Annotated in this window: 19 protein-coding genes and 10 tRNA genes; 1 reads left to right on the top strand and 28 read right to left on the bottom strand. The window is 42.0% G+C overall.

Annotated elements, in window-relative coordinates:
- Positions 1 to 96 precede the first annotated feature (96 nt).
- Complete coding sequence (locus HMPREF9186_RS06445) at positions 97 to 1,116, top strand: GBS Bsp-like repeat-containing protein (protein WP_009731964.1); 1,020 nt, start codon at positions 97 to 99, stop codon at positions 1,114 to 1,116.
- Positions 1,117 to 1,170: 54 nt separating this feature from the next.
- On the opposite strand, the gene purH is transcribed toward HMPREF9186_RS06445, so the two are convergent.
- The 28 genes from purH to HMPREF9186_RS06310 form a co-directional block, all read right to left on the bottom strand.
- Entirely contained in the window at positions 1,171 to 2,718 is a 1,548-nt protein-coding gene (gene purH, locus HMPREF9186_RS06440) for a bifunctional phosphoribosylaminoimidazolecarboxamide formyltransferase/IMP cyclohydrolase (protein WP_009731963.1), read from the bottom strand.
- Between the two features lie 41 nt (positions 2,719 to 2,759).
- Positions 2,760 to 3,467: a suppressor of fused domain protein gene (locus tag HMPREF9186_RS06435; RefSeq protein ID WP_009731962.1), complete on the bottom strand. Its 708-nt coding sequence runs from the start codon at positions 3,465 to 3,467 to the stop codon at positions 2,760 to 2,762.
- Positions 3,468 to 3,524: 57 nt separating this feature from the next.
- Complete coding sequence (gene purN, locus HMPREF9186_RS06430) at positions 3,525 to 4,079, bottom strand: phosphoribosylglycinamide formyltransferase (RefSeq protein WP_009731961.1); 555 nt, start codon at positions 4,077 to 4,079, stop codon at positions 3,525 to 3,527.
- Positions 4,079 to 5,101: a phosphoribosylformylglycinamidine cyclo-ligase gene (gene purM / locus HMPREF9186_RS06425; protein ID WP_009731960.1), complete on the bottom strand. Its 1,023-nt coding sequence runs from the start codon at positions 5,099 to 5,101 to the stop codon at positions 4,079 to 4,081. The genes purN and purM overlap by 1 nt, the downstream gene beginning before the upstream one ends.
- Positions 5,102 to 5,312: 211 nt before the next feature.
- A complete protein-coding gene (gene purF, locus HMPREF9186_RS06420) occupies positions 5,313 to 6,752 on the bottom strand; it encodes an amidophosphoribosyltransferase (RefSeq protein WP_009731959.1) in 1,440 nt (479 codons plus the stop codon).
- Between the two features lie 12 nt (positions 6,753 to 6,764).
- Entirely contained in the window at positions 6,765 to 10,490 is a 3,726-nt protein-coding gene (locus HMPREF9186_RS06415; RefSeq protein ID WP_009731958.1) for a phosphoribosylformylglycinamidine synthase, read from the bottom strand.
- 68 nt (positions 10,491 to 10,558) lie between these two features.
- Positions 10,559 to 11,266 carry a phosphoribosylaminoimidazolesuccinocarboxamide synthase gene (purC, locus tag HMPREF9186_RS06410; RefSeq protein WP_037614167.1) on the bottom strand — a complete coding sequence of 236 codons (708 nt, stop codon included), beginning with the start codon at positions 11,264 to 11,266 and terminating at the stop codon, positions 10,559 to 10,561.
- A 150-nt stretch (positions 11,267 to 11,416) separates the two neighbouring features.
- A complete protein-coding gene (locus HMPREF9186_RS06405) occupies positions 11,417 to 11,665 on the bottom strand; it encodes a phosphopantetheine-binding protein (RefSeq protein ID WP_009731956.1) in 249 nt (82 codons plus the stop codon).
- A gap of 3 nt (positions 11,666 to 11,668) precedes the next feature.
- On the bottom strand, positions 11,669 to 12,664 hold the full coding sequence (gene plsX, locus HMPREF9186_RS06400) for a phosphate acyltransferase PlsX (protein ID WP_009731955.1): 996 nt from the start codon (positions 12,662 to 12,664) through the stop codon (positions 11,669 to 11,671).
- Positions 12,661 to 13,440, bottom strand: a complete 780-nt coding sequence (gene recO, locus HMPREF9186_RS06395; RefSeq protein WP_009731954.1) for a DNA repair protein RecO — start codon at positions 13,438 to 13,440, stop codon at positions 12,661 to 12,663. Before recO ends, plsX begins: the two co-directional genes overlap by 4 nt.
- Positions 13,424 to 14,605, bottom strand: a complete 1,182-nt coding sequence (locus HMPREF9186_RS06390) for a pyridoxal phosphate-dependent aminotransferase (protein WP_009731953.1) — start codon at positions 14,603 to 14,605, stop codon at positions 13,424 to 13,426. The genes recO and HMPREF9186_RS06390 overlap by 17 nt, the downstream gene beginning before the upstream one ends.
- Before the next feature lie 164 nt (positions 14,606 to 14,769).
- Positions 14,770 to 15,621, bottom strand: coding sequence for a class B sortase, LPKTxAVK-specific (gene srtB / locus HMPREF9186_RS06385; RefSeq protein WP_009731952.1), 852 nt, complete (start codon positions 15,619 to 15,621; stop codon positions 14,770 to 14,772).
- Positions 15,622 to 15,710: 89 nt separating this feature from the next.
- Complete coding sequence (locus tag HMPREF9186_RS06380; RefSeq protein WP_009731951.1) at positions 15,711 to 16,361, bottom strand: LPKTxAVK-anchored surface protein; 651 nt, start codon at positions 16,359 to 16,361, stop codon at positions 15,711 to 15,713.
- Positions 16,362 to 16,644: 283 nt separating this feature from the next.
- Positions 16,645 to 16,785 (bottom strand): hypothetical protein, encoded by a 141-nt coding sequence (locus HMPREF9186_RS11555; protein WP_009731950.1) that lies wholly within the window; start codon positions 16,783 to 16,785, stop codon positions 16,645 to 16,647.
- Positions 16,786 to 16,834: 49 nt separating this feature from the next.
- Complete coding sequence (locus HMPREF9186_RS06375; protein ID WP_009731949.1) at positions 16,835 to 17,809, bottom strand: ribose-phosphate diphosphokinase; 975 nt, start codon at positions 17,807 to 17,809, stop codon at positions 16,835 to 16,837.
- Positions 17,810 to 17,990: 181 nt separating this feature from the next.
- Positions 17,991 to 19,250, bottom strand: coding sequence for a peptidoglycan hydrolase PcsB (gene pcsB, locus HMPREF9186_RS06370; RefSeq protein WP_009731948.1), 1,260 nt, complete (start codon positions 19,248 to 19,250; stop codon positions 17,991 to 17,993).
- Between the two features lie 93 nt (positions 19,251 to 19,343).
- The gene (gene mreD, locus HMPREF9186_RS06365) at positions 19,344 to 19,844 is read right to left on the bottom strand and encodes a rod shape-determining protein MreD (protein ID WP_009731947.1); all 501 of its coding nucleotides are present in this window, start codon (positions 19,842 to 19,844) and stop codon (positions 19,344 to 19,346) included.
- 1 nt (position 19,845) lies between these two features.
- Positions 19,846 to 20,664: a rod shape-determining protein MreC gene (gene mreC, locus HMPREF9186_RS06360; protein WP_009731946.1), complete on the bottom strand. Its 819-nt coding sequence runs from the start codon at positions 20,662 to 20,664 to the stop codon at positions 19,846 to 19,848.
- 62 nt (positions 20,665 to 20,726) lie between these two features.
- Positions 20,727 to 20,814: transfer RNA gene (locus tag HMPREF9186_RS06355), tRNA-Ser, on the bottom strand.
- A 4-nt stretch (positions 20,815 to 20,818) separates the two neighbouring features.
- Positions 20,819 to 20,892: transfer RNA gene (locus HMPREF9186_RS06350), tRNA-Ile, on the bottom strand.
- Positions 20,893 to 20,925: 33 nt separating this feature from the next.
- Positions 20,926 to 20,996, bottom strand: a tRNA-Gly gene (locus HMPREF9186_RS06345).
- A gap of 16 nt (positions 20,997 to 21,012) precedes the next feature.
- A tRNA-Phe gene (locus HMPREF9186_RS06340) sits at positions 21,013 to 21,085 on the bottom strand.
- Between the two features lie 3 nt (positions 21,086 to 21,088).
- Positions 21,089 to 21,162: transfer RNA gene (locus tag HMPREF9186_RS06335), tRNA-Met, on the bottom strand.
- Between the two features lie 9 nt (positions 21,163 to 21,171).
- Positions 21,172 to 21,261: transfer RNA gene (locus HMPREF9186_RS06330), tRNA-Ser, on the bottom strand.
- 10 nt (positions 21,262 to 21,271) lie between these two features.
- Positions 21,272 to 21,345: transfer RNA gene (locus HMPREF9186_RS06325), tRNA-Ile, on the bottom strand.
- A 16-nt stretch (positions 21,346 to 21,361) separates the two neighbouring features.
- A tRNA-Met gene (locus HMPREF9186_RS06320) sits at positions 21,362 to 21,435 on the bottom strand.
- 6 nt (positions 21,436 to 21,441) lie between these two features.
- Positions 21,442 to 21,515: transfer RNA gene (locus tag HMPREF9186_RS06315), tRNA-Pro, on the bottom strand.
- Positions 21,516 to 21,534: 19 nt separating this feature from the next.
- Positions 21,535 to 21,608 (bottom strand) — tRNA-Arg (locus tag HMPREF9186_RS06310).
- Position 21,609: the final 1 nt, after the last annotated feature.

Below are 21,609 nucleotides of genomic sequence, written 5' to 3'. Positions count from 1 at the left end.
CCAGTAGAATCCAAACATTTTTTGCTATTTTCTCCTATTTCTCATTTTTTTCCGAATAGTATAGGTGAGACCTACTAATTGACGAAAAGGAGTATTATGCAAACGATCAAAAAATTTGTATTACTGACTTGTGCGACATGGGGGATGCAAGCCTCTATTACCCATGCAGATCAAGCAACCAATGCCATCTATGCCGAAAAAGGGCAGCTGGTGATTCATCTTGGAAACGTCCCGGATAAGTATCAAAAGATCCAAGTTCCCGTCTGGTCTGACCAAAATGGCCAGGATGACCTGATTTGGTATCCTGTGGAACGCAGTGACAAGGGATTTGACCTACAAGTGCCATTGACCAACCATTCTGATCAAGCCGGACTTTATCATGTCCATGTCTATGGAGTGGAGGCAAATGAACAGCTAACCGGTCTTTACCCTCTCACGACCAGCGTCCAGCAAAAAGACCTGGCTTCCTCCCAGCCAAAGATTACGATCACACCCATCTCCCAACAAGAATTTGAGGTAGACCTAAAGTTGTTCGAAGACGTTGACGAGATTGTATTCCCCATCTGGTCTGAAGAAAATGGGCAGGATGATCTGGTCTGGTATCCCGCAAAGAAGATTGCACCTGGACATTTCCAACTCCGCTTTCAGGCTCAAAAACACAAGGGAAATGGGCTATTTCACCTACACGTCTATCAGAAAAGCCAAGGACAACTTAAAGGGCTATTCCCCACTACCTTTCAAGTGGAAAAGGCAAAGCCAAAGCTCACTCCACTAGCGACACATCCGGGAAACACCTACCCCATTGGGGAGTGTACCTGGGGAGCCAAAGAATTAGCCCCTTGGGCCCACAATTGGTGGGGAAACGGTGGTATGTGGGCAGCTAGTGCACGCGCTGCGGGATTCCGTACAGGAGACATCCCAGAGGTCGGTGCCATCGCCTGTTGGGACAATGGGGGATATGGCCATGTCGCCTTGGTTACAGACGTCGAACATGACCAAAAAATTCAGATCCAAGAGGCTAACTACAACGGCCATCGCTATATCGACAACTTCCGCGGTTGGTTCGATCCAACCAACCCCATCTGGGGAACCGTCACCTATATCTACCCAGATTAAGGTCTTCTTAATCAGCAGAAAAGACACTCATCGTTGAATGAGTGCCTTTTTTGATTAATGTCTGAAATGTCTCACGCCTGTGAAGATCATGGTCAAGCCGTATTTATCAGCCGCTTCGATAGACTCTTGGTCACGGACTGAGCCACCTGGTTGGATGATCGCTTTAATCCCTGCTTTGGCGATTTCTTCCACGTTATCCGCAAATGGGAAGAAGGCATCTGAAGCAAGAACAGCGCCGTCAAGACGGTCTTTAGCTTGGTCAATAGCGATACGGACTGAAGCCACACGATTGGTTTGACCAGGGCCAACACCAAGTGTCATGTGGTCATTGGTCACGATGATACCATTTGATTTGACATACTTGATCGCTTTCCAAGCAAACTCAAGAGCTGTCGCTTCTGTCTCAGTTGGTTGGCGTTTCGTCACCACTTGCCAGTCGGCTGGACTTTCTTTGACAACGTCTTGGTTTTGAACGAGGAGTCCACCAACAACACCAGTGTATTCTGCTTCCACTTCGCTAGCATCTTGAGCGTCAAATGGCAATTCAAGAATCCGTAAGTTTTTCTTCTTGGTTGTCAAGATTTCAAGCGCTTCATCTGTATAGCTCGGTGCAATGATGATTTCAAGGAAGACACCGTGCATTTTTTGAGCCGTCGCAGCATCTACTTCACGGTTGAGAACGACAATACCACCAAAGATAGACACTGGATCAGACTCATAAGCATAGTCCCAAGCAGTTTCGATATCGTCAGCTTGACCAATGCCACATGGATTCATGTGTTTCAAGGCCACAACGGTTGGACGGTCTTTGAAATCACGGATGATCCGGATAGCTGCATCCGCATCGCGAATATTGTTAAAGGACAATTCCTTCCCATTGAGCTGTTTAGCGGATGCAATCGAATAATCCGTAGGCAAGGCTTTTTGGTAGAAATCCGCGTCTTGTTGAGGGTTCTCACCGTAACGCATGGCTTGCTTGAGAACATACGTCAAAGTGAGTTTTTCAGGTTTTGTTTCACCCACTTGAGCAGTGAAGTATTCTGCGATCAAAGCATCATACGCTGCTGTGTGACGGAAGACTTTCGCTGCTAACCGTTGGCGAGTTTCGTAAGTCGTTTCGCCGTTTGCTGACAATTCGTTAAGAACAACAGCATAGTCAGCAGGGTCTACAACAACTGTTACGCTAGCGTGGTTTTTAGCTGCTGAACGAAGCATTGATGGGCCACCGATATCGATATTCTCCACCGCATCAGCGTAAGTCACGTCTGGTTTAAGGATGGTCTCCTTGAATGGGTAAAGGTTTACCACCACAAGGTCGATGAGCTCAATCTGATTGTCCTTAGCAGCATCAAGGTGACTATCGAGGTCACGACGAGCAAGAAGACCACCGTGGATATTCGGATGGAGGGTCTTGACACGACCGTCCATCATTTCTGGGAAACCAGTCACATCATCGATAGCAATGGTGTCTACCCCGGCATTGTCAAGGGCAACTTTGGTACCACCTGTTGAGATGATATCCCAACCAAGTCTTTTAAGTTCTTGGGCAAATTCAACAATGCCCGCTTTGTCTGAGACGCTAATTAGTGCGCGTTTAGTCATTTTTCTTCCTTTCCTTGAATCAAGAGGTACTTTCGTATCAGCTAAACTAGAGACTGACGATGATAATCCGTAAGCTGGTCCCCAAGTTCTTGTAACAATTTTCTGACCTCAAGCTTACTTGTATCACTTTCATAAACACTTCGTAATTCGGCATCTGTTGCACCTATCAGGGTTAAAAATTCCACTTTCCCATGCGGAGTATCTATGGTATTAGCTAAATCATCAGCAGCAGTCAAAAATCCTGTCAGATTCGATTTCTGCTGGGCATCAATTCCTACTGTTTGCTTGGTATAAATATATTCTTCGGGTAAGACCACTTTACCTGTTTGAAAAATATATTTTGCTACATACTGCAACAAACCACAGCCATTTTTAATCTCTTCTTCATCATTAATTGATTTCTTTAACTTAAAAGTCAATTCAATCCCATAACCACTATATTCAGGATCTTCACATTCTTTTGTATATAATTCTGACAAGCCATAGCTAACAAAATGCCAAAACTCTCCTGCATCATAAACACTGATACCATCTAGCGGATCTGGTCCGCCTAACATATACTTGATGACTGTCCCATAATGACGAGGATTGGGCTGATCAGGGTATAAACGATTAAACTCTGCATCAATCGCATCCCATCCTGGAGCGCTATCATCTGTTTCTTCGGATTTCACAACAATCTTGTCTTCATCTTCAGTCGGCTTCTCTTCATCAGAAGATTTCTTCTTAAAAAAATCAAATAAACCCATAAACTTCTCCTTAACCGATGCTTTGAGACCTGGCATAAATCATCTCTAATTTCCTTCTTACCTTCTCTCCACTTCCAAAAGTTCCAACACTTCTGGATACAGCTTGTACTCTGTTTCGTGGATGCGGGTTTCGAAAGTTTCAAGGGTATCCCCCTCAAGGCGCGGCACACGGACTTGTTTGATAACCTTACCGGTATCCACACCAGAATCCACCCAGTGAATGGTCACGCCGCTCTCAGCAACACCTGCTTTCCAAGCATCCTCAATGCCATGAGCACCTGGAAATTCTGGAAGATAAGCCGGATGAATATTGATGATACGGCCTTCATAGGCCGCTAGCAAGGTTGGGCCAACGATTTTCATATAACCCGCCAAACATACTAGGTCAATTTGGTGCTCACCCAAAAGTTTGACGATAGCTTCTTCGTAAGCTGCTTTATTGTCAAATTCCTTGAGTTCAAAGGCATAGGTTAAAACACCAAGCTTTTCGGCACGTTCTAAGACATAGGCATTCCGGTAATCTGAAAAGACAAATTCTACTGGAAATTGTTCCGCAATCACCTGAAAGTTTGAGCCGTTGCCAGAGGCAAAAACAGCAATCTTTTTAGCCATTATTTAATCACCACACTTGCGCCATCTTTCTTCACAATACGACCGATTTCATAAACAGGTTCGTCAAGAAGTTCTTCGACACGTTCCGCATTTTCTGGTTTCACTGCAAGCATAAGCCCTACACCCATGTTGAAGATTTCAAACATTTCTTCGTGTTTGATTTGTCCATATTTTTCAAGGGCTTTGAAAATTGGAAGAACTGGAACCTTGCTTTCGTCAATTTCAGCAGCCAAGTCATCTGAGAACATCCGTGGGACATTTTCGATGAAACCACCACCTGTGATGTGGGCAATCCCGTTGATCAATTCTTCTTTGATAAGAGGCAAAACAGCTTTGACGTAGATACGAGTTGGTTCCAAAAGGACTTCCTTGAGTTTTTTACCTTCCAACTCTGGGAGAACTTCTTCACCTGTATAATCCGCAAAGACACGACGAACAAGGGAGTAGCCATTTGAGTGGATACCGCTTGAAGCAAGTCCGAGAAGGACGTCTCCCTCTGCTACTTTTGAACCGTCGATGATTTGAGATTTTTCAGCCACACCGACTGCGAAACCAGCCAAGTCATAGTCGTCTTCGCCATACATACCAGGCATTTCAGCCGTTTCACCACCGATGAGGGCTGCGCCTGCTTGCACACACCCTTCTGCAACACCAGCAACCACTTGTTCTAGCTTAGCTGGTTCATTTTTCCCAGTCGCCACATAGTCTAGGAAGTAGAGGGGCTCTGCACCTGCAGCAATGATATCATTGACACACATAGCTACACAGTCTTGACCAATGGTATCGTGCTTGTCGTACTTGATAGCCAGCATGAGTTTGGTACCAACACCGTCCGTCCCTGAGATCAAAACAGGCTCTTTGACACCTGTTTTTGAAAGTTCAAACATACCACCGAAACCACCAAGAGCTCCCATAACACCTGCACGCTCTGTACGTGCTACGTGTTTTTTGATCCGTTCAACAACTTCATAACCCGCTTCAACATCCACACCGGACTGCGCGTAAGCATTTTTATTTGTCATTTGTTTATTCCTTTTCTTTTTTTGAGAAAGAGTGCGACGTATTTTTAGATAAACCATCTTTTTATCTAAAAATACTAGTCAGGTCTCTAGCTTTGGTCCCATAGGGCAAAGCGTCTACTGACAAATGCTTTAGCTTTTAGTCAGTAGTGAGACGTGGCGCATAAGCATTTTTATTCGTCATTTTATTCATTCCTTTTCTTTTGCACCGTTCTTAATAGAAAGAAGTATGTTCTTTCAAACTTTCTACGTAGCGTTCTTCGTAGTCATACAATGGGGTTGGGTATTTCCCATCAAAGTAGGCTACACAAAGACCACCGTTTGGTGCATCGGTATCAATGCCAATAGAATCAATCAAGCCATCAACAGATAAATAAGTCAAACTATCCGCACCGATAATCTCACAGGTTTCCTCTACTGTATGGTTGGCTGCGATCAACTCTTCGCGACTCTGAATATCAATTCCATAGAAACATGGATAAGCCAGAGCTGGGCTGGCAATTGCCACATGGACTTCTGTAGCCCCTGCTTCTTTCAACAATTTCACAATCCGACGAGAGGTCGTTCCCCGTACAATGGAATCGTCAATCATGACAACCCGTTTGCCTTTCACGACCCCAGATACGGCAGAGAGCTTCATCCGCACTCCTTGTTCCCGCAATTCCTGAGTCGGTTGGATAAAGGTCCGTTGAACATACTGATTCTTGATCAAGCCCATTTCATTTGGCAGACCGGATTCTTCCGCAAAGCCCATGGCCGCACTAAGAGAGGAGTTGGGAACCCCCACTACAATATCTGCCTGGTTCTTAAATTCTCTAGCCAACTGAGCTCCCATCCGCTTACGAGCTGTATGGACGTTGACCCCTTGGATATTGGAATCAGGACGAGCAAAATAGATATACTCCATAGAACAAATTGCTAGTTGAGTATCATCCGTATAGCGATCATAGGTAATACCGTTTTCATCAAAAATCACGAGCTCACCAGGATGCACATCTCGGATCCATTCTGCCCCAATCACCTCAAAGGCACAGGTTTCCGAAGAAACAACCAAGGCTCCATTTGCCATTTTCCCGATGGAAAGAGGACGGAAGCCATTTGGGTCTAGAGCTGCAATCAGCTTATCTTCAAACAGCATCAGATAAGCAAACCCACCTTTGACCGTATTGAGCGCTTCCTTGATTTTCCCCATAAAGGAAGGGTTGTGGCTCCGACGAATCAAGTGAGCCAGAATTTCTGAGTCAGAAGTCGAGCTAAAGATGGCTCCATTTTTTTCTAATTCCGATTTGAGCGATTGGGCATTGGTCAAATTCCCATTATGGGCCAGACCAAACTGCGTATCGTGAAAGCGGAAGAGGAAGGGTTGGATGTTATCCACAGACGCTTCCCCCGCTGTCGCATAGCGAACATGTCCAATAGCAGAAGATCCTGTCAATTTTTCTAGATTTAAAGGATTCCGAAAGACTTCTGAAAGAAGGCCTGTATCCCGATGGCGTCTCAAGGTCCCTTGGTCATTAGCCAGGATTCCTGCACCCTCTTGTCCCCGGTGTTGGAGACTGTGAAGCCCAAAATAAGTGAGTTTCGCAGCATCTGGATGTCCCCAAATCCCAAAGACTCCACACTCTTCATTAAGAGATTTTACTTCGTATGTCATGTTGTATACCTTTTATTTTCCAGTAAAATATTGAACCGCTGATGCAAAGAGATGCTGGTCTTTATTTCCTGGAATATTTTGGAAGAGACCGTCTTCGAAACGTTCTGAGTGTCCCATCTTCCCAATAATTTGACCATTCTTGCTAGTGATTCCTTCAATCGCATGAACAGATCCATTAGGATTGTATTTCGAATCCATGCTTGGTTTGCCTTCGAAGTCAACGTATTGGCTAAAGATTTGACCATTATCACGGAGTTCCTCAAATTCTTCAGCTGTCACGACAAACTTCCCTTCACCGTGTGATACTGGGATGGCATGGATGTCACCAACTTCTACTCCGGCAAGCCATGGTGAGTTGGTATTGGAAATCCTTGTTTCCACCATCTTAGCCACGTGTTGGTTGGCATCATTGTAGAAGAGGGTTGGACTTGTGCTGTTTGCATCTTCAAAGTTACCATATGGAAGAAGACCTGATTTGACAAGAGCTTGGAATCCGTTACAGATACCAATGATCAAACCACCACCTTCGATGAAACTATCAATAGCCGCACGCACTTTTTCGTTAAGCAAGATATTGACGATAAATTTAGCAGATCCATCTGGTTCATCCGCAGCTGAGAAGCCACCGGCAAAGAAGATAATGTTGGCTTTTCCAATGTTGTCAACCATGGTGTCAACAGACTTGACAATCGCTTCTTCGTTGAGTGTGACAAATGGTACCAAGTTGACTTTGGCCCCTTCTTTTTCAAAGGCCTTAGCGGAGTCATATTCTGAGTTGGTACCTGGGAATACTGGGATGTAAACCACTGGTTTTTCAAATGTTTCTTTTGCTTTGATCACAGCATCTGATGCTACAGCAGGTACTTCTTCCAACTCAGTTGCCTGTGCAAATTCTGTTGGGTAAACCTCTTCCAATTTACCTTGGAAGGCACTGTCAAGTTTGTGTCCATCAAGCCTTACACCGTTTACAACTACTGTAAAGTCTCCAACTGTTTGACCGATCTTCTCTGCACCTGCAATCTCTTCAGGTGAAGTGAAGATGAATCCACCCAATTGGGCTGTCAAGCTGCTGTCAAGCTCAGCTAATTGAACAGTGGCACCGATATGGTTCCCAAATGTTGCAAGTGCAAGAGCTTCAAGGACACCTCCATATTTGACAGCTGATGCTGCTGTCACTTTGTGGGTTGCTTGAATAGCTTCAAACTGAGCAAAGTTAGACTTGATAAGGTCAAAATCAATTTCTTGGGCCAAAGCTTGACCTGGGATGTAATAGATATTTTCACCAGCAGCTTTAAATTCTGGAGAAAGGACCTTACGACTATCTGCAGTTGTGACACCAAAAGCAACCAAGGTTGGTGGTACTGTCAATTCTTCAAAGGTACCAGACATAGAGTCTTTCCCACCGATAGATGGCAACCCAAGTTGAATCTGCGCTTCAATGGATCCAAGAAGAGCTGCTACTGGTTGACCAAAACGCTCTGCTTGTTTATCCATCCGCTCGAAGTATTCTTGGTAAGAGAAGCGAGCCTTAGACCAGTTTGCACCAGCAGCAACCAAACGAGCAGTTGCTTCGATAACTGCATAAGCCGCACCATGATATGGAGACCATTCTGCTACATAAGGGTTGAACCCTTGCGCCATAACAGAAGCAGTTGTTGTCACACCATGTTGGACTGGCAATTTCTGTATTGAAGCCTCCGTTGGTGTAATTTGGTAGCGACCACCAAGTGGGTGATTGACTGTTGAACGACCAACTGAGCTATCAAAGATCGTTTGTAACCCTTTTTGGCTAGCATGGTTCAGGTCAGCCAAGACTTCAAGAGTATCCACTTCGAGAGTTTCGGCAGATGTTTGGCGTTCTTCTGGAAGCTTGACATCCTTGTCAACCACCTTAGCATCTACTACCACACGTACACCGTTTGTATCAAGGAAACGACGTTCCAAATCAACGATTGTTTCACCATTCCAGTGCATGACAAGATTTGGTTTCTCCGTCACTGTCGCAACGACAACAGCATCAATGTTTTCTTTGTTACATGCTGCAACGAAGGCATCTACATCTTCTGGACGAACCACTACAGCCATCCGTTCTTGAGATTCTGAGATAGCAATTTCTGTACCGTTCAAGCCTTGGTATTTCAATGGCACTTTGTCTAGATCAATTTCAAGACCATCTGCCAATTCACCGATAGCTACACAGACACCGCCAGCACCAAAGTCATTTGATTTCTTGATCAGACGTGTCACTTCCCCATTACGGAAAAGACGTTGAATCTTCCGTTCTTCGATAGCGTTCCCTTTTTGAACCTCAGCACCAGCTGTTTCGACAGATTCAACCGTTTGAACTTTAGAAGAACCTGTCGCACCACCGACACCATCACGTCCAGTCTTCCCACCGAGCAAGATAATCACATCACCAGCTTCAGGTTTTTCACGGACCACATTTTCCTTAGGAGCCGCACCGACCACGGCACCTAGCTCCATACGCTTAGCAACGAAACCTGGGTGGAAGTATTCACGAACATAGGTTGTTGCAAGACCAATTTGGTTACCGTATGAAGAATAACCATGAGCCGCTGTTTTAGAAATCACTTGTTGTGGCAATTTACCAGCGCGAGTTTCTGAAATTGGAGCTGTAATATCGCCAGCACCTGAGATACGCATAGCTTGGTAAACATATGAACGCCCTGATAATGGGTCACGAATGGCACCACCGATACAAGTAGCCGCTCCACCAAATGGTTCAATCTCCGTTGGGTGGTTATGAGTTTCGTTTTTGAACATGAGAAGCCATGGTTCTTTGACACCATTGACATCCACCTCAATTTCAACTGAGCAGGCATTGATTTCATCAGACACTTCCATGTCGTCCAAACGACCATTGGCACGCTCATAACGACCAAAAATAGTCGCCATATCCATCAAGGTTTGAGGTTTTTCTGTACGTCCCAACTCATCACGCATGGCAATATACTTGTCATAAGTCGCTTGCAATTGTTTTTGGAATTTAGAAGCTGAGAAGTCGATATTCTTCAACTCAGTCTCGAAAGTTGTGTGACGGCAGTGGTCAGACCAGTAAGTATCCAACACCTTAAGCTCAGTCTCAGTTGGCACACGACCATTAGACTTGAAGTAATCTTGAATGAATAGAAGGTCATCCACTTCCATTGCCAATCCTTGCTCTGCCTTATACTGTGCAAAATCTTCTGCCGTATAAGTTTCAAAGAAATCCAAACTTGGAATGGTCTTGTCAGACTCAGAGAAATCCTGTTTCGCAATGCTAACAGTGATATCTTTGAAACGAGAATCCACTGGGTTCAAGAGATAGTTTTTAACAGCTTCCAACTCATTCGCATCAATATCCTTATTGACCAAGTAAAGTTGTGCTGTATTCACTGTTACATCATTTGAGCTACCAAGCAACAGCAAAGCTTCTTGCGAAGATACTGCACGTTGGTCAAATTGACCAGGCAAGCTTTCAATGGCAAAGAAAGCATGTTTCTCAAGATCTGCCTTGATTGTAGCTTCATCCAAAACAGTATCGGTCACTTGCTCAGAAAAGATATATTTTTCCGCACGCGCAAACAAATCCTCTGCCAAACCAAAGACATCGTAGACCTGAACAATCCGAAGTTCCTTCAAAGTTTTCAACTGAAGATTATGCTGTAATTCTTTTACTAAAGAGTCAGATTTCACACGAAAATCAGCTTTTTTCTCAACGAAAATACGTTTATCCATTTTAGTTCCTTTATTTATTTCTATTCAAATATGCTCTTGAAAGACGAAGTTTTTCCCTTTCAAACAGGTTACTTCAAGCCCTGCAATTTCTCCAACACAACCTTGTACACATCTGTCAAACTTCCCAAGTCCCTACGGAAAACATCCTTGTCCATATGGTGCCCTTCCGCATCCCAAAGGCGGCAGTTATCTGGTGAGAATTCGTCTGCCAAGATGATCTTGCCATCCTTATCAAAACCAAATTCCAATTTGAAATCAATCAACCGAAGACCAATTTGCTCAAACCAATCTTTCAGCAATCCATTGATGCGACGTGTTTCTTCCTTGATATAGGCAATTTGTTCGTCGTTAGCAATATCCAAAAACTTTACATGCTCGTCATTGATGAATGGGTCGTCCAACTCATCGTTCTTGTAGTAAAATTCAACGATTGGAGTTTTCAAGTCCAAACCTTCTTCAACGCCAAAACGTTTAGAAAAAGAACCTGCAGTCACATTACGAAGAACAACCTCCAACGGAATAATTTTAACCTTCTTATTCAATTGTTCAGTATCAGAAATACGTTCGATAAAGTGCGTCGCTACCCCCGCTGCATTCAATTTTTCAAAAATAAGAGACGAAATCTGATTATTCAGCACACCTTTCCCCTCAATGGTTTCTTTACGAGCCCCATTCAGCATAGTGGCCTGGTCCTTATAGACCGACTTAATCACATGTTCGTCTTCTGTAGTATAGATATCCTTAGCTTTCCCAGTATAAATCAGTTGATTGGTCATGATTTTGTTCGCCTTTCGCATTTTATCACCTACATTCTATCACATAAAAATTATATTTTCAATAAATTTCCGTACAATATAGTCAAAATCCGAATGAAATGAACAGAAAAAAAGATCACTCAGAATAATATCTGAACGATCCCTTTTTCATTAATGAGCAGCAATTCGTTTGTCGATGTAGTCGACAACATCCCCTATTGTATTAAATTCATCAATAGCCTTGTCTGGAATCTCAATTTGGTATTCATCCTCAAGATTGATAATAAATTCCATCAACTCAACTGAATCTGCCTGTAAATCCTTTTTCAAGTCTAATTCTAAAGAGACTTGAAAATCTGGCCCCTTGCGGTCTTTGAGAAATTCCTCAATTGTCGCTAAAATTTCATTTTGTTTACTCATACATTACCCTTCTTTCGATAATTCCTTCACTGATTTTCCAACAACATCTGTCTCTAACATAGTCCGAACTTGGCGAATCGTGCTATAGACTGCCTTTGCATCACTCGAACCATGCGTTTTAACAACAGGTGCCTGAAGACCAAACAAGACAGCACCTCCAACATCTGAGAAATCTAAGGTCTGCTTCAATGATTTCAAACTGTCCTTAAGCAGAAAAGCTCCTAATTTCGCCTTCCAGTTTCCAGTCGTAATCGCTTGTTTCAACTGCTTCAAGATTCCGAAAGCCGTTCCTTCCATGGTTTTCAAGACAGCGTTTCCCGTGAAACCATCTGCCACAACAACATCTGCAACGCCATCCATCAAATCACGCGCTTCCACGTTTCCAACAAAATGAATCGACTCATCCTCAGACAATAATTGATAGGTTTCCTTTCGTAAAGAATCCCCTTTACTAGCTTCTGTCCCATTGTTCAATAGACCCACGCGTGGTTTTTGAATCCCACGAACATTTTCAGCATAGTAAGATCCCATCACAGCATACTGATGCAAGTGCTCCGGTGTATTTTCCGCATTGGCACCTAAGTCCAGCATATCATAACCACGCCCATCAACCGTTGGAAGTGTAGACATCAAACCTGGACGTTCCACTCCTTTGATACGACCGACAATAAAGAAACCTGCCGCCAACAAGGCGCCCGTGTTCCCCGCAGACAACATAGCATCTACATCTCCAGCCTTCACATCCTTGGCAGCCAAGACCATAGAAGCTTGCTTCTTCCGACGAATAGCACGCGTCGGCTCATCATCTGAATCGATTTTTTCTTCCGTATGAACAATCGATACACGCTCTGTTGCTGTTAAATAGTTTTTGATTTTTGCCTCATCACCATACAAGACAACCTCAATATCATCAAAATCACGAATGGCTTGATTCACGCCTTCTACCAAGGCTTGAGGTGCATTATCGCCCCCCATTGCATCTACTGCAATTTTTTTCATGTTTCACCTCCAGATGAATCTTTCATAATCGCTCCCCAATCACTCAAAGAATCGATAAACTTTTTAGCTTTTAAATGGATCCCTACATACTCCTCATACAACTGATCGATTGCCTGACGCAGAGCTAGTTTCATCTCCTCTTGTAGGGAAATTGTCTCTAACTCACTGAATCGAACAGCTTGGAACTGATCCAATAAATAAACAACATTCGGATGCCAGTGAGCTCGCCTTTCATCCCGATCATAATGATCCGGACAAAGGACCCCACTATACCGAAAGGAATAGTCAAAAGGAAGACCAACCCGATGACAGAAACAACATTCATGCAGGTTCAAGACAACCCCAAACCTCGAAAGAATCTGAATCTCAAAAATATTGGTTATCACCTCGTAATCCAAGCCATCTTCCATCAAAGACAAGGTCTTCTCTAAAAACACAAACAAGGCCGGATCTACTTGATTATCCTGGATACATGCATCCGCAAGTGCCAGAACATAGGTCGCATAAGAAAGAGCAAAAAGATCTGCATTGATTTTCTTATAGACCTGTACATCTTGGAAATCATCAATATAACTCAACCCATCATCATTGATTTTCAGAAACATATCTGCCGTTACCAAAGGTTGTAACATGGGATTCAATCGGGATTTCCCAGCATGTTTTACAAAAAACATCCGCTTGCCCGACTTCTCCGTGAAGATCTTGACCAACTTATCCTCCTCACGAAATTCCCGATTATACAGTACAATTCCCCGGGTCTCAATTGACTCCAGCATGTTCTTCCATATACTCCTTCAAGCGTTTCATAGCTTCCTCAATAACCTCCATGCTGGCTGCATATGACAAGCGCACATAGCCTTCGCCATATTGGCCAAAAGCAGCCCCAGGAATAAACGCAACTGCTTTTTCACGTGCAAAATCTTGCAAGAAAGCAAAGGAATCCTGATTATAACCAGCTGGGATTTTAGCAAAAATATAGAAAGCCCCATCTGGCTTAATCATCTCAAACCCAAGCGCGGACATCTTTTCAATAATATAATCCCGACGTTTCACATATTCCTGCTTCATTGGCTCTGCATCATCCCGACCTTCTGTCAAGGCTTCGATCGCAGCATACTGGTTCATGGTGCCAGCAGCCGTTACCAAATACTGATGACTCTTGATGAGCTGGGCCGTCAATGCAGCTGGGGCAAAGATAAAACCGAGTCGCCAGCCTGTCATGGCATGAGATTTAGACAAACCATTAATGACAATGGTCTGCTCAGGAATGAAAGATGCCATAGAAACATGCGCTTCTCCAGTATAAGTTAGCTCTGAATAGACTTCATCACAAATCACAAAGACTTCATATTTTTTTAGGACAGCAGACAATTCTGCCATCTGTTCGCGCGAATAAGTGACACCCGTTGGATTAGCTGGATAATTGAGAACAACTGCCTTTAGCTTGTCTCCTTGCTCCACAATAGCTTTTTCCAACTTTTCAGGCGTCAAGACAAAACGATCTGCTGTCGTATCAATTTCGACAACATCTGCTCCCACCAAATTTATAATCGGTTCATAACCAGGATAAGCCGGAGCAGGTAATAGCACTACATCACCAGGCTCCAAGATTGCTGTCAAGGTAGCAGACAAGGCTTCAGTCGCACCAATCGTGACCAAAATCTCATCCTCAGGACGGTAGTGAATTCGATACTTATCAGCTACAAACTGACTAGCAGCCTCGCGCAGAGCTAGCAAGCCACTCATTCCCGTGTAATGACTAAAATTTGCATCAATTGCAGCCTTTCCAGCTTCTTTCACATGTTCAGGAGTTGTAAAATCCGGTTCCCCCAACGTCAAACGCAAGACTCCAGGTATTGAAGAAATCGATTGGTCAAACTGACGAATCAAAGAAACTTCAATTCGACTCAGATTTTTATTAAAACGTTTCGTTAAATCCATAGAACACCTCCAAAAACAGTTATATTCATTATACTATAAATAGAACCCCATCGCAAAAAAACAATCAGATCCCTCCATTTTTCAAACAGTGAACACTGGCCAACCATATTTCAATCATCCTGATAAATAAAAAAAGACTTAGCAATGCTAAGTCTTTCAGATCCTTATTGTTGACCACGTGTTGCCACATATGTCAATTGATCTGCATGTTTCGCCACAAAATCCTTCATTTCTGAATCAGGAATTTGACGAAGATAGAGGTTCGCACGAATGGTTTCATCCTCTTCACGACAAGTTGACAATACTAAATATTTATCAGATGCCTTGATCTTGATATTTGGATTCTTAGTTTGCCCATCTTCATAAACCTTCTTCAACTGAGTCGTAAAGTCTTTGTCGTCTTCAAAGCTAGTACGATAGAAAGCAGTTGTTTCAGGTACAATCACCAAGCACATAGCTTCATAATAATACTTGCGCTCAGGCGTCTCAATGACAACATACGGATGTTGATCAAAGTATTCTTGCTTGTCATAGTAGTTGACATCGTTAAACATACGATGATCACCAACCTTACTACCACGAGCATGACCAAATAACCAAGTCAAACGATCACTAAAATCTTTCTTATTATCCGTGTCCATGAAGACTGTACCCAAATAGGGTTGATTCCCACCATCAAAAGTCTTATCCAAGTATGTTGCATTATCTCCTGTTTGAACGACAGGTTCATCCAACTCTGTACCTGGAGCATAAACATAAGCAATCGCTTCAGGGTTAACAGCCGTTAGTTGGTCAAAGCGATTCTTTAGATAATCTTTTTCTTCTTGACTAGGTTCATATTTCACAGCTTGGGTAGAAGAACTGCTACCAGAAGAAGCTGCTTTCTTAGTTACGTTAGATGTTTTTCCACCAAATGGATTAAAGAATAAAAATCCAGCTACAATAACAACTATTGCTACTATAGCAGCAAATAGAAGAGCAAATTTATTTGATGTTTTTTCTCCAGCTCTTTTCATTCAATTGATCTCCTCAAAATGATTTTTTCTAAAAAATATCACTGAGCCCAAGGACTCAGTGATATTTTTATGAGCTAATTAATTAGAAATTATTTAACTGCGCTAGTTTTTGGAAGTGATTTTTCACCAGCTTTAGCAGATGAAGCTTTACCATCTTTACCAGCTTTAGCTGCTTCTGCTTTTTCTTCAGCTGCTTTAGCTGCTGCTTTAGCATCTGCAGATGCAGGACGCAATGAACCACTTACTGCTGTTGCGTAGAATCCGCTAGGAGTATTAGCTCCAGCTTCAACCTTAACGTCTACCAACCATTTAGTTCCATCATGTGGGTTTGTAACTTCGATTGTTTGGATACCAGCTTCAGTACGGAAAGTACCATGTTGGCTACCATTCCAAAGATCAAGACCTTGTGTGAAGTATTCTGGAGCTGGAACAGCAGTCAATTCTTTAGATGTATCAGCAAATTTGTTTCCATCGTAGTTTGCAGTAGAAACATCACCTTTTTTATCAACTGGAGTACCTTTGCCGATAGCTGGGTCAACTTGAGTAGCACCTGGGTGTTTTTCTGTAGCTGCTGATGCAGGTGCTTTTGGAGCTTCTTGACCAGTTTTAGCAAGATCGTTAAAATTCAAAGCTGGTGTTTCAGATTTATCAACTTTAACTACATCTTTATCTGCGAATGCTGGAGCTGCTGATGCAAATACTGCAAGAGCTGCTACTGATGATAATAAAACTTTTTTCATTGTTTTATCTCCTTTTATAGTTTAAAAATATTCGTTACTTCGTAACTATGATTAGTATACTAGGATATTCTGCCTATGTCAAGACATTTTTTTGATTTTTTTAAAAAAAGTTTAAAATTTCTTCATATTTGATACCCAAAATTACGATTTATAAATATATTATACTCATTTTATTTTTTCATAAACAGAGATTTCTTAGAAAAAAATCACAATTTAGAACGACTATCTCTTTTCTCACATCTTATATAGTCTAGTTAGTAATAGCAAGAATACTTCGTATTCCCTATTTCACTGCCTTATTTTCTGGCAACTTTTTCTTAGGCAAATTAGGATCTACCTTGGCTTCTAATTCGTGAGCTGACTTGACCAATTCTTTTCGCTTCTTTTCTTTTTTTAGCTCTTGCCACCATTGTCTGATTCCCATTTGTACTTCCTCCTATACAAAAGAGGCCAGTTTCCCAGCCTCCTTATTGTTAACATTTTTTGGCATTTCCGGTTTCAAATAGAGGGGAAAGAGGACGATTTTCATGAATACGCACAATTGCTTCAGCAAGCAGTTTAGCAATTGAAATTTGCTCAATCTTGTCAATTAATCGTTCTTCTGGTAGGTAAATCGTATCCAAGACGACTAATTTCTTAATCGCTGATTTTTGGATATTATTTAAGGCTGGCCCAGATAGAACAGGGTGGGTACAGCTCGCATAGACTTCAACTGCGCCTGCTTCTGCAAGAGCATCCGCCGCATGACAGATTGTACCAGCTGTATCAATCATATCATCAATCAAGATACACGTTTTGCCTTCAACATTTCCAATGATGTTCATGACTTCACTCGTATTCATCTTATCAACACTACGACGTTTATCAATAATTGCAATCGGAGTCTTTAAAAACTCAGCTAACTTCCGAGCACGAGTCACACCACCATGGTCAGGACTGACAACCACATAGTCTTTTCCAATCATTCCACGACGTTCAAAATAATCAGCAATCAATGGAGCACCCATCAAATGGTCTACAGGAATATCAAAGAAACCTTGAATTTGAGCAGCATGCAAATCAATGGTCAACAACCGATCAACACCTGCAACTTCAAGCATATTAGCTACTAACTTAGAAGTAATTGGCTCACGGGCCCGAGCCTTCCGGTCCTGACGGGCATAACCGTAATACGGCATCACAACATTAATCGATTGTGCACTTGCACGCTTCAACGCATCCACCATAATCAAAATTTCCATAAGATTATCGTTAACGGGTGAACTAGTAGATTGTAAAATATAAACATCTTTCCCACGGATTGATTCTTCAATATTGACCTGAATTTCTCCGTCAGAAAATTGACGAACAGTTGACTTTCCAAGCGGCAATCCCATTTCACGAGATACACGTTGAGCCAATTCTTGATTTGACGACAAGGCAAAGAGCATTAAATCAGAAAATGACATGATTTCCTCCAGTAAAATCTAAAACCATATTGTACACTCAGTACAAAATTCTCCTACCATCATTTTATCGCTTTTTAATCAAATATTCAAATATTAATTTATGGAAAATAGAAAAAGAATCCCACCTCCACTCTCACAAAAAAGAAGCAGAACCATTGTCCCGCTTCAAAAATTTCTTAGTTTAGTTAGGATAGATATAAGTAACAGTACCTTGAGCTGTTGTAGGGTTAAACCAACCACGGTAGTTACCAATGCTACGAACACCTAAATAGTTAGATTCAGATACTTGGATGCTTGTTGTAGATTGAACTGCTGTAACAACCGCTACGTGTCCATATCCACCATCATTCCAACATGCAATTGCTCCAACTTGAGGTTGAGAACCTGTACGGAATCCTGCTGCTGCAGCGCTTGCTGCCCATTGTCCACCATTTCCCCAGTAATCTCCAGCCCATGGTGCCAATGTCTTGGCACCCCAAGTACATTCACCAACTGGATAAGAAGATGCAGATGAACTATAAGTAGGACGAGAAGTAGTTGCTGCTGGAGCTGCTGCTGCCTGAGTTTGAACAGCTGGTTGAGCTGTTGGTTGACTTGTAGCAGGTGCTTGAGCTGTTGCTGCCGCTTGAGTTGTAGCAGGTGTTTGAGTTGCTGCTTGAACCTGAGCTTGAAGAGTCGTATTGGCAGAAGCTTTCACTGCTTCTTGCTGTTCTTTTTGTTTTGCACGGTAAGCTGCCTCAGCTGCTGCCGCTTCTGCTGCTGCTTTTTCAGCTTCAGCTTTTTGTTGCAACAAAGCATTCTTTTCGTTCTCAGCAGAAGATTTTTCAGCTGCCAAGTTTAATTGTGCAACTTTTAACTCAGCTTCTTTTGTAGATAAAGCTTGTGCATCATCTTCTAATTGCTGTTTATTCGCAATTACAGTATTGATTGCATCATTGTTTTCTTTTTGTTTCTGCGCAATTTCTTCTTTATCGCGTTTTTGCTCTTGCAACATTTTGTTGTTAGCATCTGCGATTTCATTCATAGCAGAAATACGTGAAATAGCTTCTGTTAAAGAACCAGAGCTTACGATCGCATTAATATAGCTTGTAGCAGTTCCAGTTGTTTGAGCACTACGTGCTTGATTTGCAAGTGATTCTTGACGAGCAACAATATTTTTCGACAAGTCATCGATCTCAGCTGATAATCTTTCAGATTCTTCATTCAAACGATCATTTTCAGCTTGAAGGTCTTCCTGTTGTTTTTTAATTTCAGATACTTGACCTTGGATTTGATCAACTTGAGCTTGTGCACTTTGTTGTTGTTGATTAATACTATTGATTTTGCTATCTTGAGCAGCAATCTTATCGTCTGTAGAATCAGCTGATACTACAGCTACAATAGCTCCTTGTGATAAAGCAACTGTACTTAATAAGATTGTGGCAAATAATTTTTTCTTCATTAGATATTTTTTCCCTTTCTAATAAGACACTAACTAGTATAACAAAATTTTTCAAATTTTATGTTACGCTATTGTTACATTTTTATTTCGTCTTTATAAATAAATCTTTTCAAGTAAAGGTTGCAACACTATTAATAGAAGTAAATTCAAAATAAGACTTGGTGCAATTTGGTAGACAATCACTGCTAGCATATCAAAATTCATACCATTGAAAAGAAGCAACAGAAGACTTGTAAAAAATTGAAAGAATAGAATTGTTAGTAAAAAAGTAAAAAATCGAGTAAAACGATTGGCCAGAACGATTTGATTGCAACGAAAAATAATCACCTGTAATAAAGGCAACAGTAGAAAGGCAATTCCAATAGTATTTAAGAAATACACATCAAAACAAAAACCAAAAAAAATCCCCAACCATATACTTGCTATCTCAGAGAAATAGAGACTCAATAACACAAACCCATATAGAAATAGAAACGAAGTAGGGTGTAACAAATTTGGTATCAAATGAGAAATAATAAAAGAGATTTGCCCATCAATGAATAAAGATAAGAACAGGATTAAAGGGAAAAAATAGTACTTACGTATTACTTTCAAACTAGTCTCCAATCAATACTACAAAGCGATTCACATCCAAATTAGCCTTCGGTTTCACTCGAATTTCTTGCCCTAATTGATCGGATGCTTTTTGTACAGAAGTGACAGTACCAACAGGTAAATCACCTGATTTGTATTTTCCTAACCCACTTGTTGAAACAAGGGAACCAGTTTTTATTTCAATCGGATCCCCAATTTGGAGTAAACGTAACTCACCAGATTTCTCATCATAACCATTAAGTAAGGCAAAAATAGATTGCCCTTGTCCCTCAATTTTAAGTGTTAAATGTTGTGAAGAGACGTGATCTTCAAACAATAATTTAACTTTACTGGAATTCTTTTCAACACTTTCCACAAAGCCAATTACCCCACCAGAAGAAAGCACAAACATGGAATCTGAAACTCCATCTGAAATTCCTTTATCAATAATAAATTCTTGATCCCATGAACGATAACTTCTATCAACAATTTCAGCAACTACTTGTTTAGATCCTGATACAGAATCTTTAATATCTAACAAATCCTTTAACTCTTTATTTTCTTTTTCAAGACGCTTGAATTTTGATCGATCTACATCATGCTGATAAAGCAGAAATTTTAAAGAATTATTTTCATCGTTCAGTCTGGATAAATCCTTAAAATCATTTGACTTTGATTCTAAAAAAACAAATGGAAGTGAGACAACTCTGTCAATACTTGTTAGAATATCAGAAGATTTTAACACAATCACATTTCGAACAGATGGAAAAAGAAATAATATCCCTGAAACTAATACAACAAAACAAAAACTAAAAATTTTTAAAAAACGCCTCAAGAACATAGATTTAACCTTCAAAAATATAAAAAATAGTTTGAGATTTCATCTCAAACTTCAAACATATACGGAGAATGGGGGATTCGAACCCCCGCGCCGGTTACCCGACCTAACGATTTAGCAAACCGTCCTCTTCAGCCTCTTGAGTAATTCTCCAAAATGGGCACGAGTGGACTCGAACCACCGACCTCACGCTTATCAGGCGTGCGCTCTAACCACCTGAGCTACGCGCCCAAGTTAAAAACTTGGTAATGAACAAATGTTCAAAGCGGGTGACGAGAATCGAACTCGCGACAACAGCTTGGAAGGCTGTAGTTTTACCACTAAACTACACCCGCTTATGATAAAAGAAAATGGCGCGAGACGGAATCGAACCGCCGACACATGGAGCTTCAATCCATTGCTCTACCAACTGAGCTACCGAGCCAAATTGCGGGAGCAGGATTTGAACCTACGACCTTCGGGTTATGAGCCCGACGAGCTACCGAGCTGCTCCATCCCGCGATAATATTAAGGAGGATGTGGGATTCGAACCCACGCACGCTTTTACACGCCTGACGGTTTTCAAGACCGTTCCCTTCAGCCGGACTTGGGTAATCCTCCAATATAATAATGGACCTTGTAGGACTTGAACCTACGACCACTCGGTTATGAGCCGAGAGCTCTAACCAGCTGAGCTAAAGGTCCAACAAGATCAACAATATAGCGGCGAAGGGGATCGAACCCCCGACCTCCCGGGTATGAACCGGACGCTCTAGCCAGCTGAGCTACACCGCCATAATATCGGGAAGACAGGATTCGAACCTGCGACACCTTGGTCCCAAACCAAGTACTCTACCAAGCTGAGCTACTTCCCGAACTAAAGCTTACGCTTTATGCACCCTAGAGGAGTCGAACCTCTAACCGCCTGATTCGTAGTCAGGTACTCTATCCAGTTGAGCTAAGGGTGCT

The sequence above is a fragment of the Streptococcus sp. F0442 genome (genome assembly GCF_000314795.2).
Lineage (GTDB): Bacteria > Bacillota > Bacilli > Lactobacillales > Streptococcaceae > Streptococcus.
The sequence above is the reverse complement of the archived record's forward strand: the minus strand, read 5'-3'. Positions and strand labels throughout refer to the sequence as shown.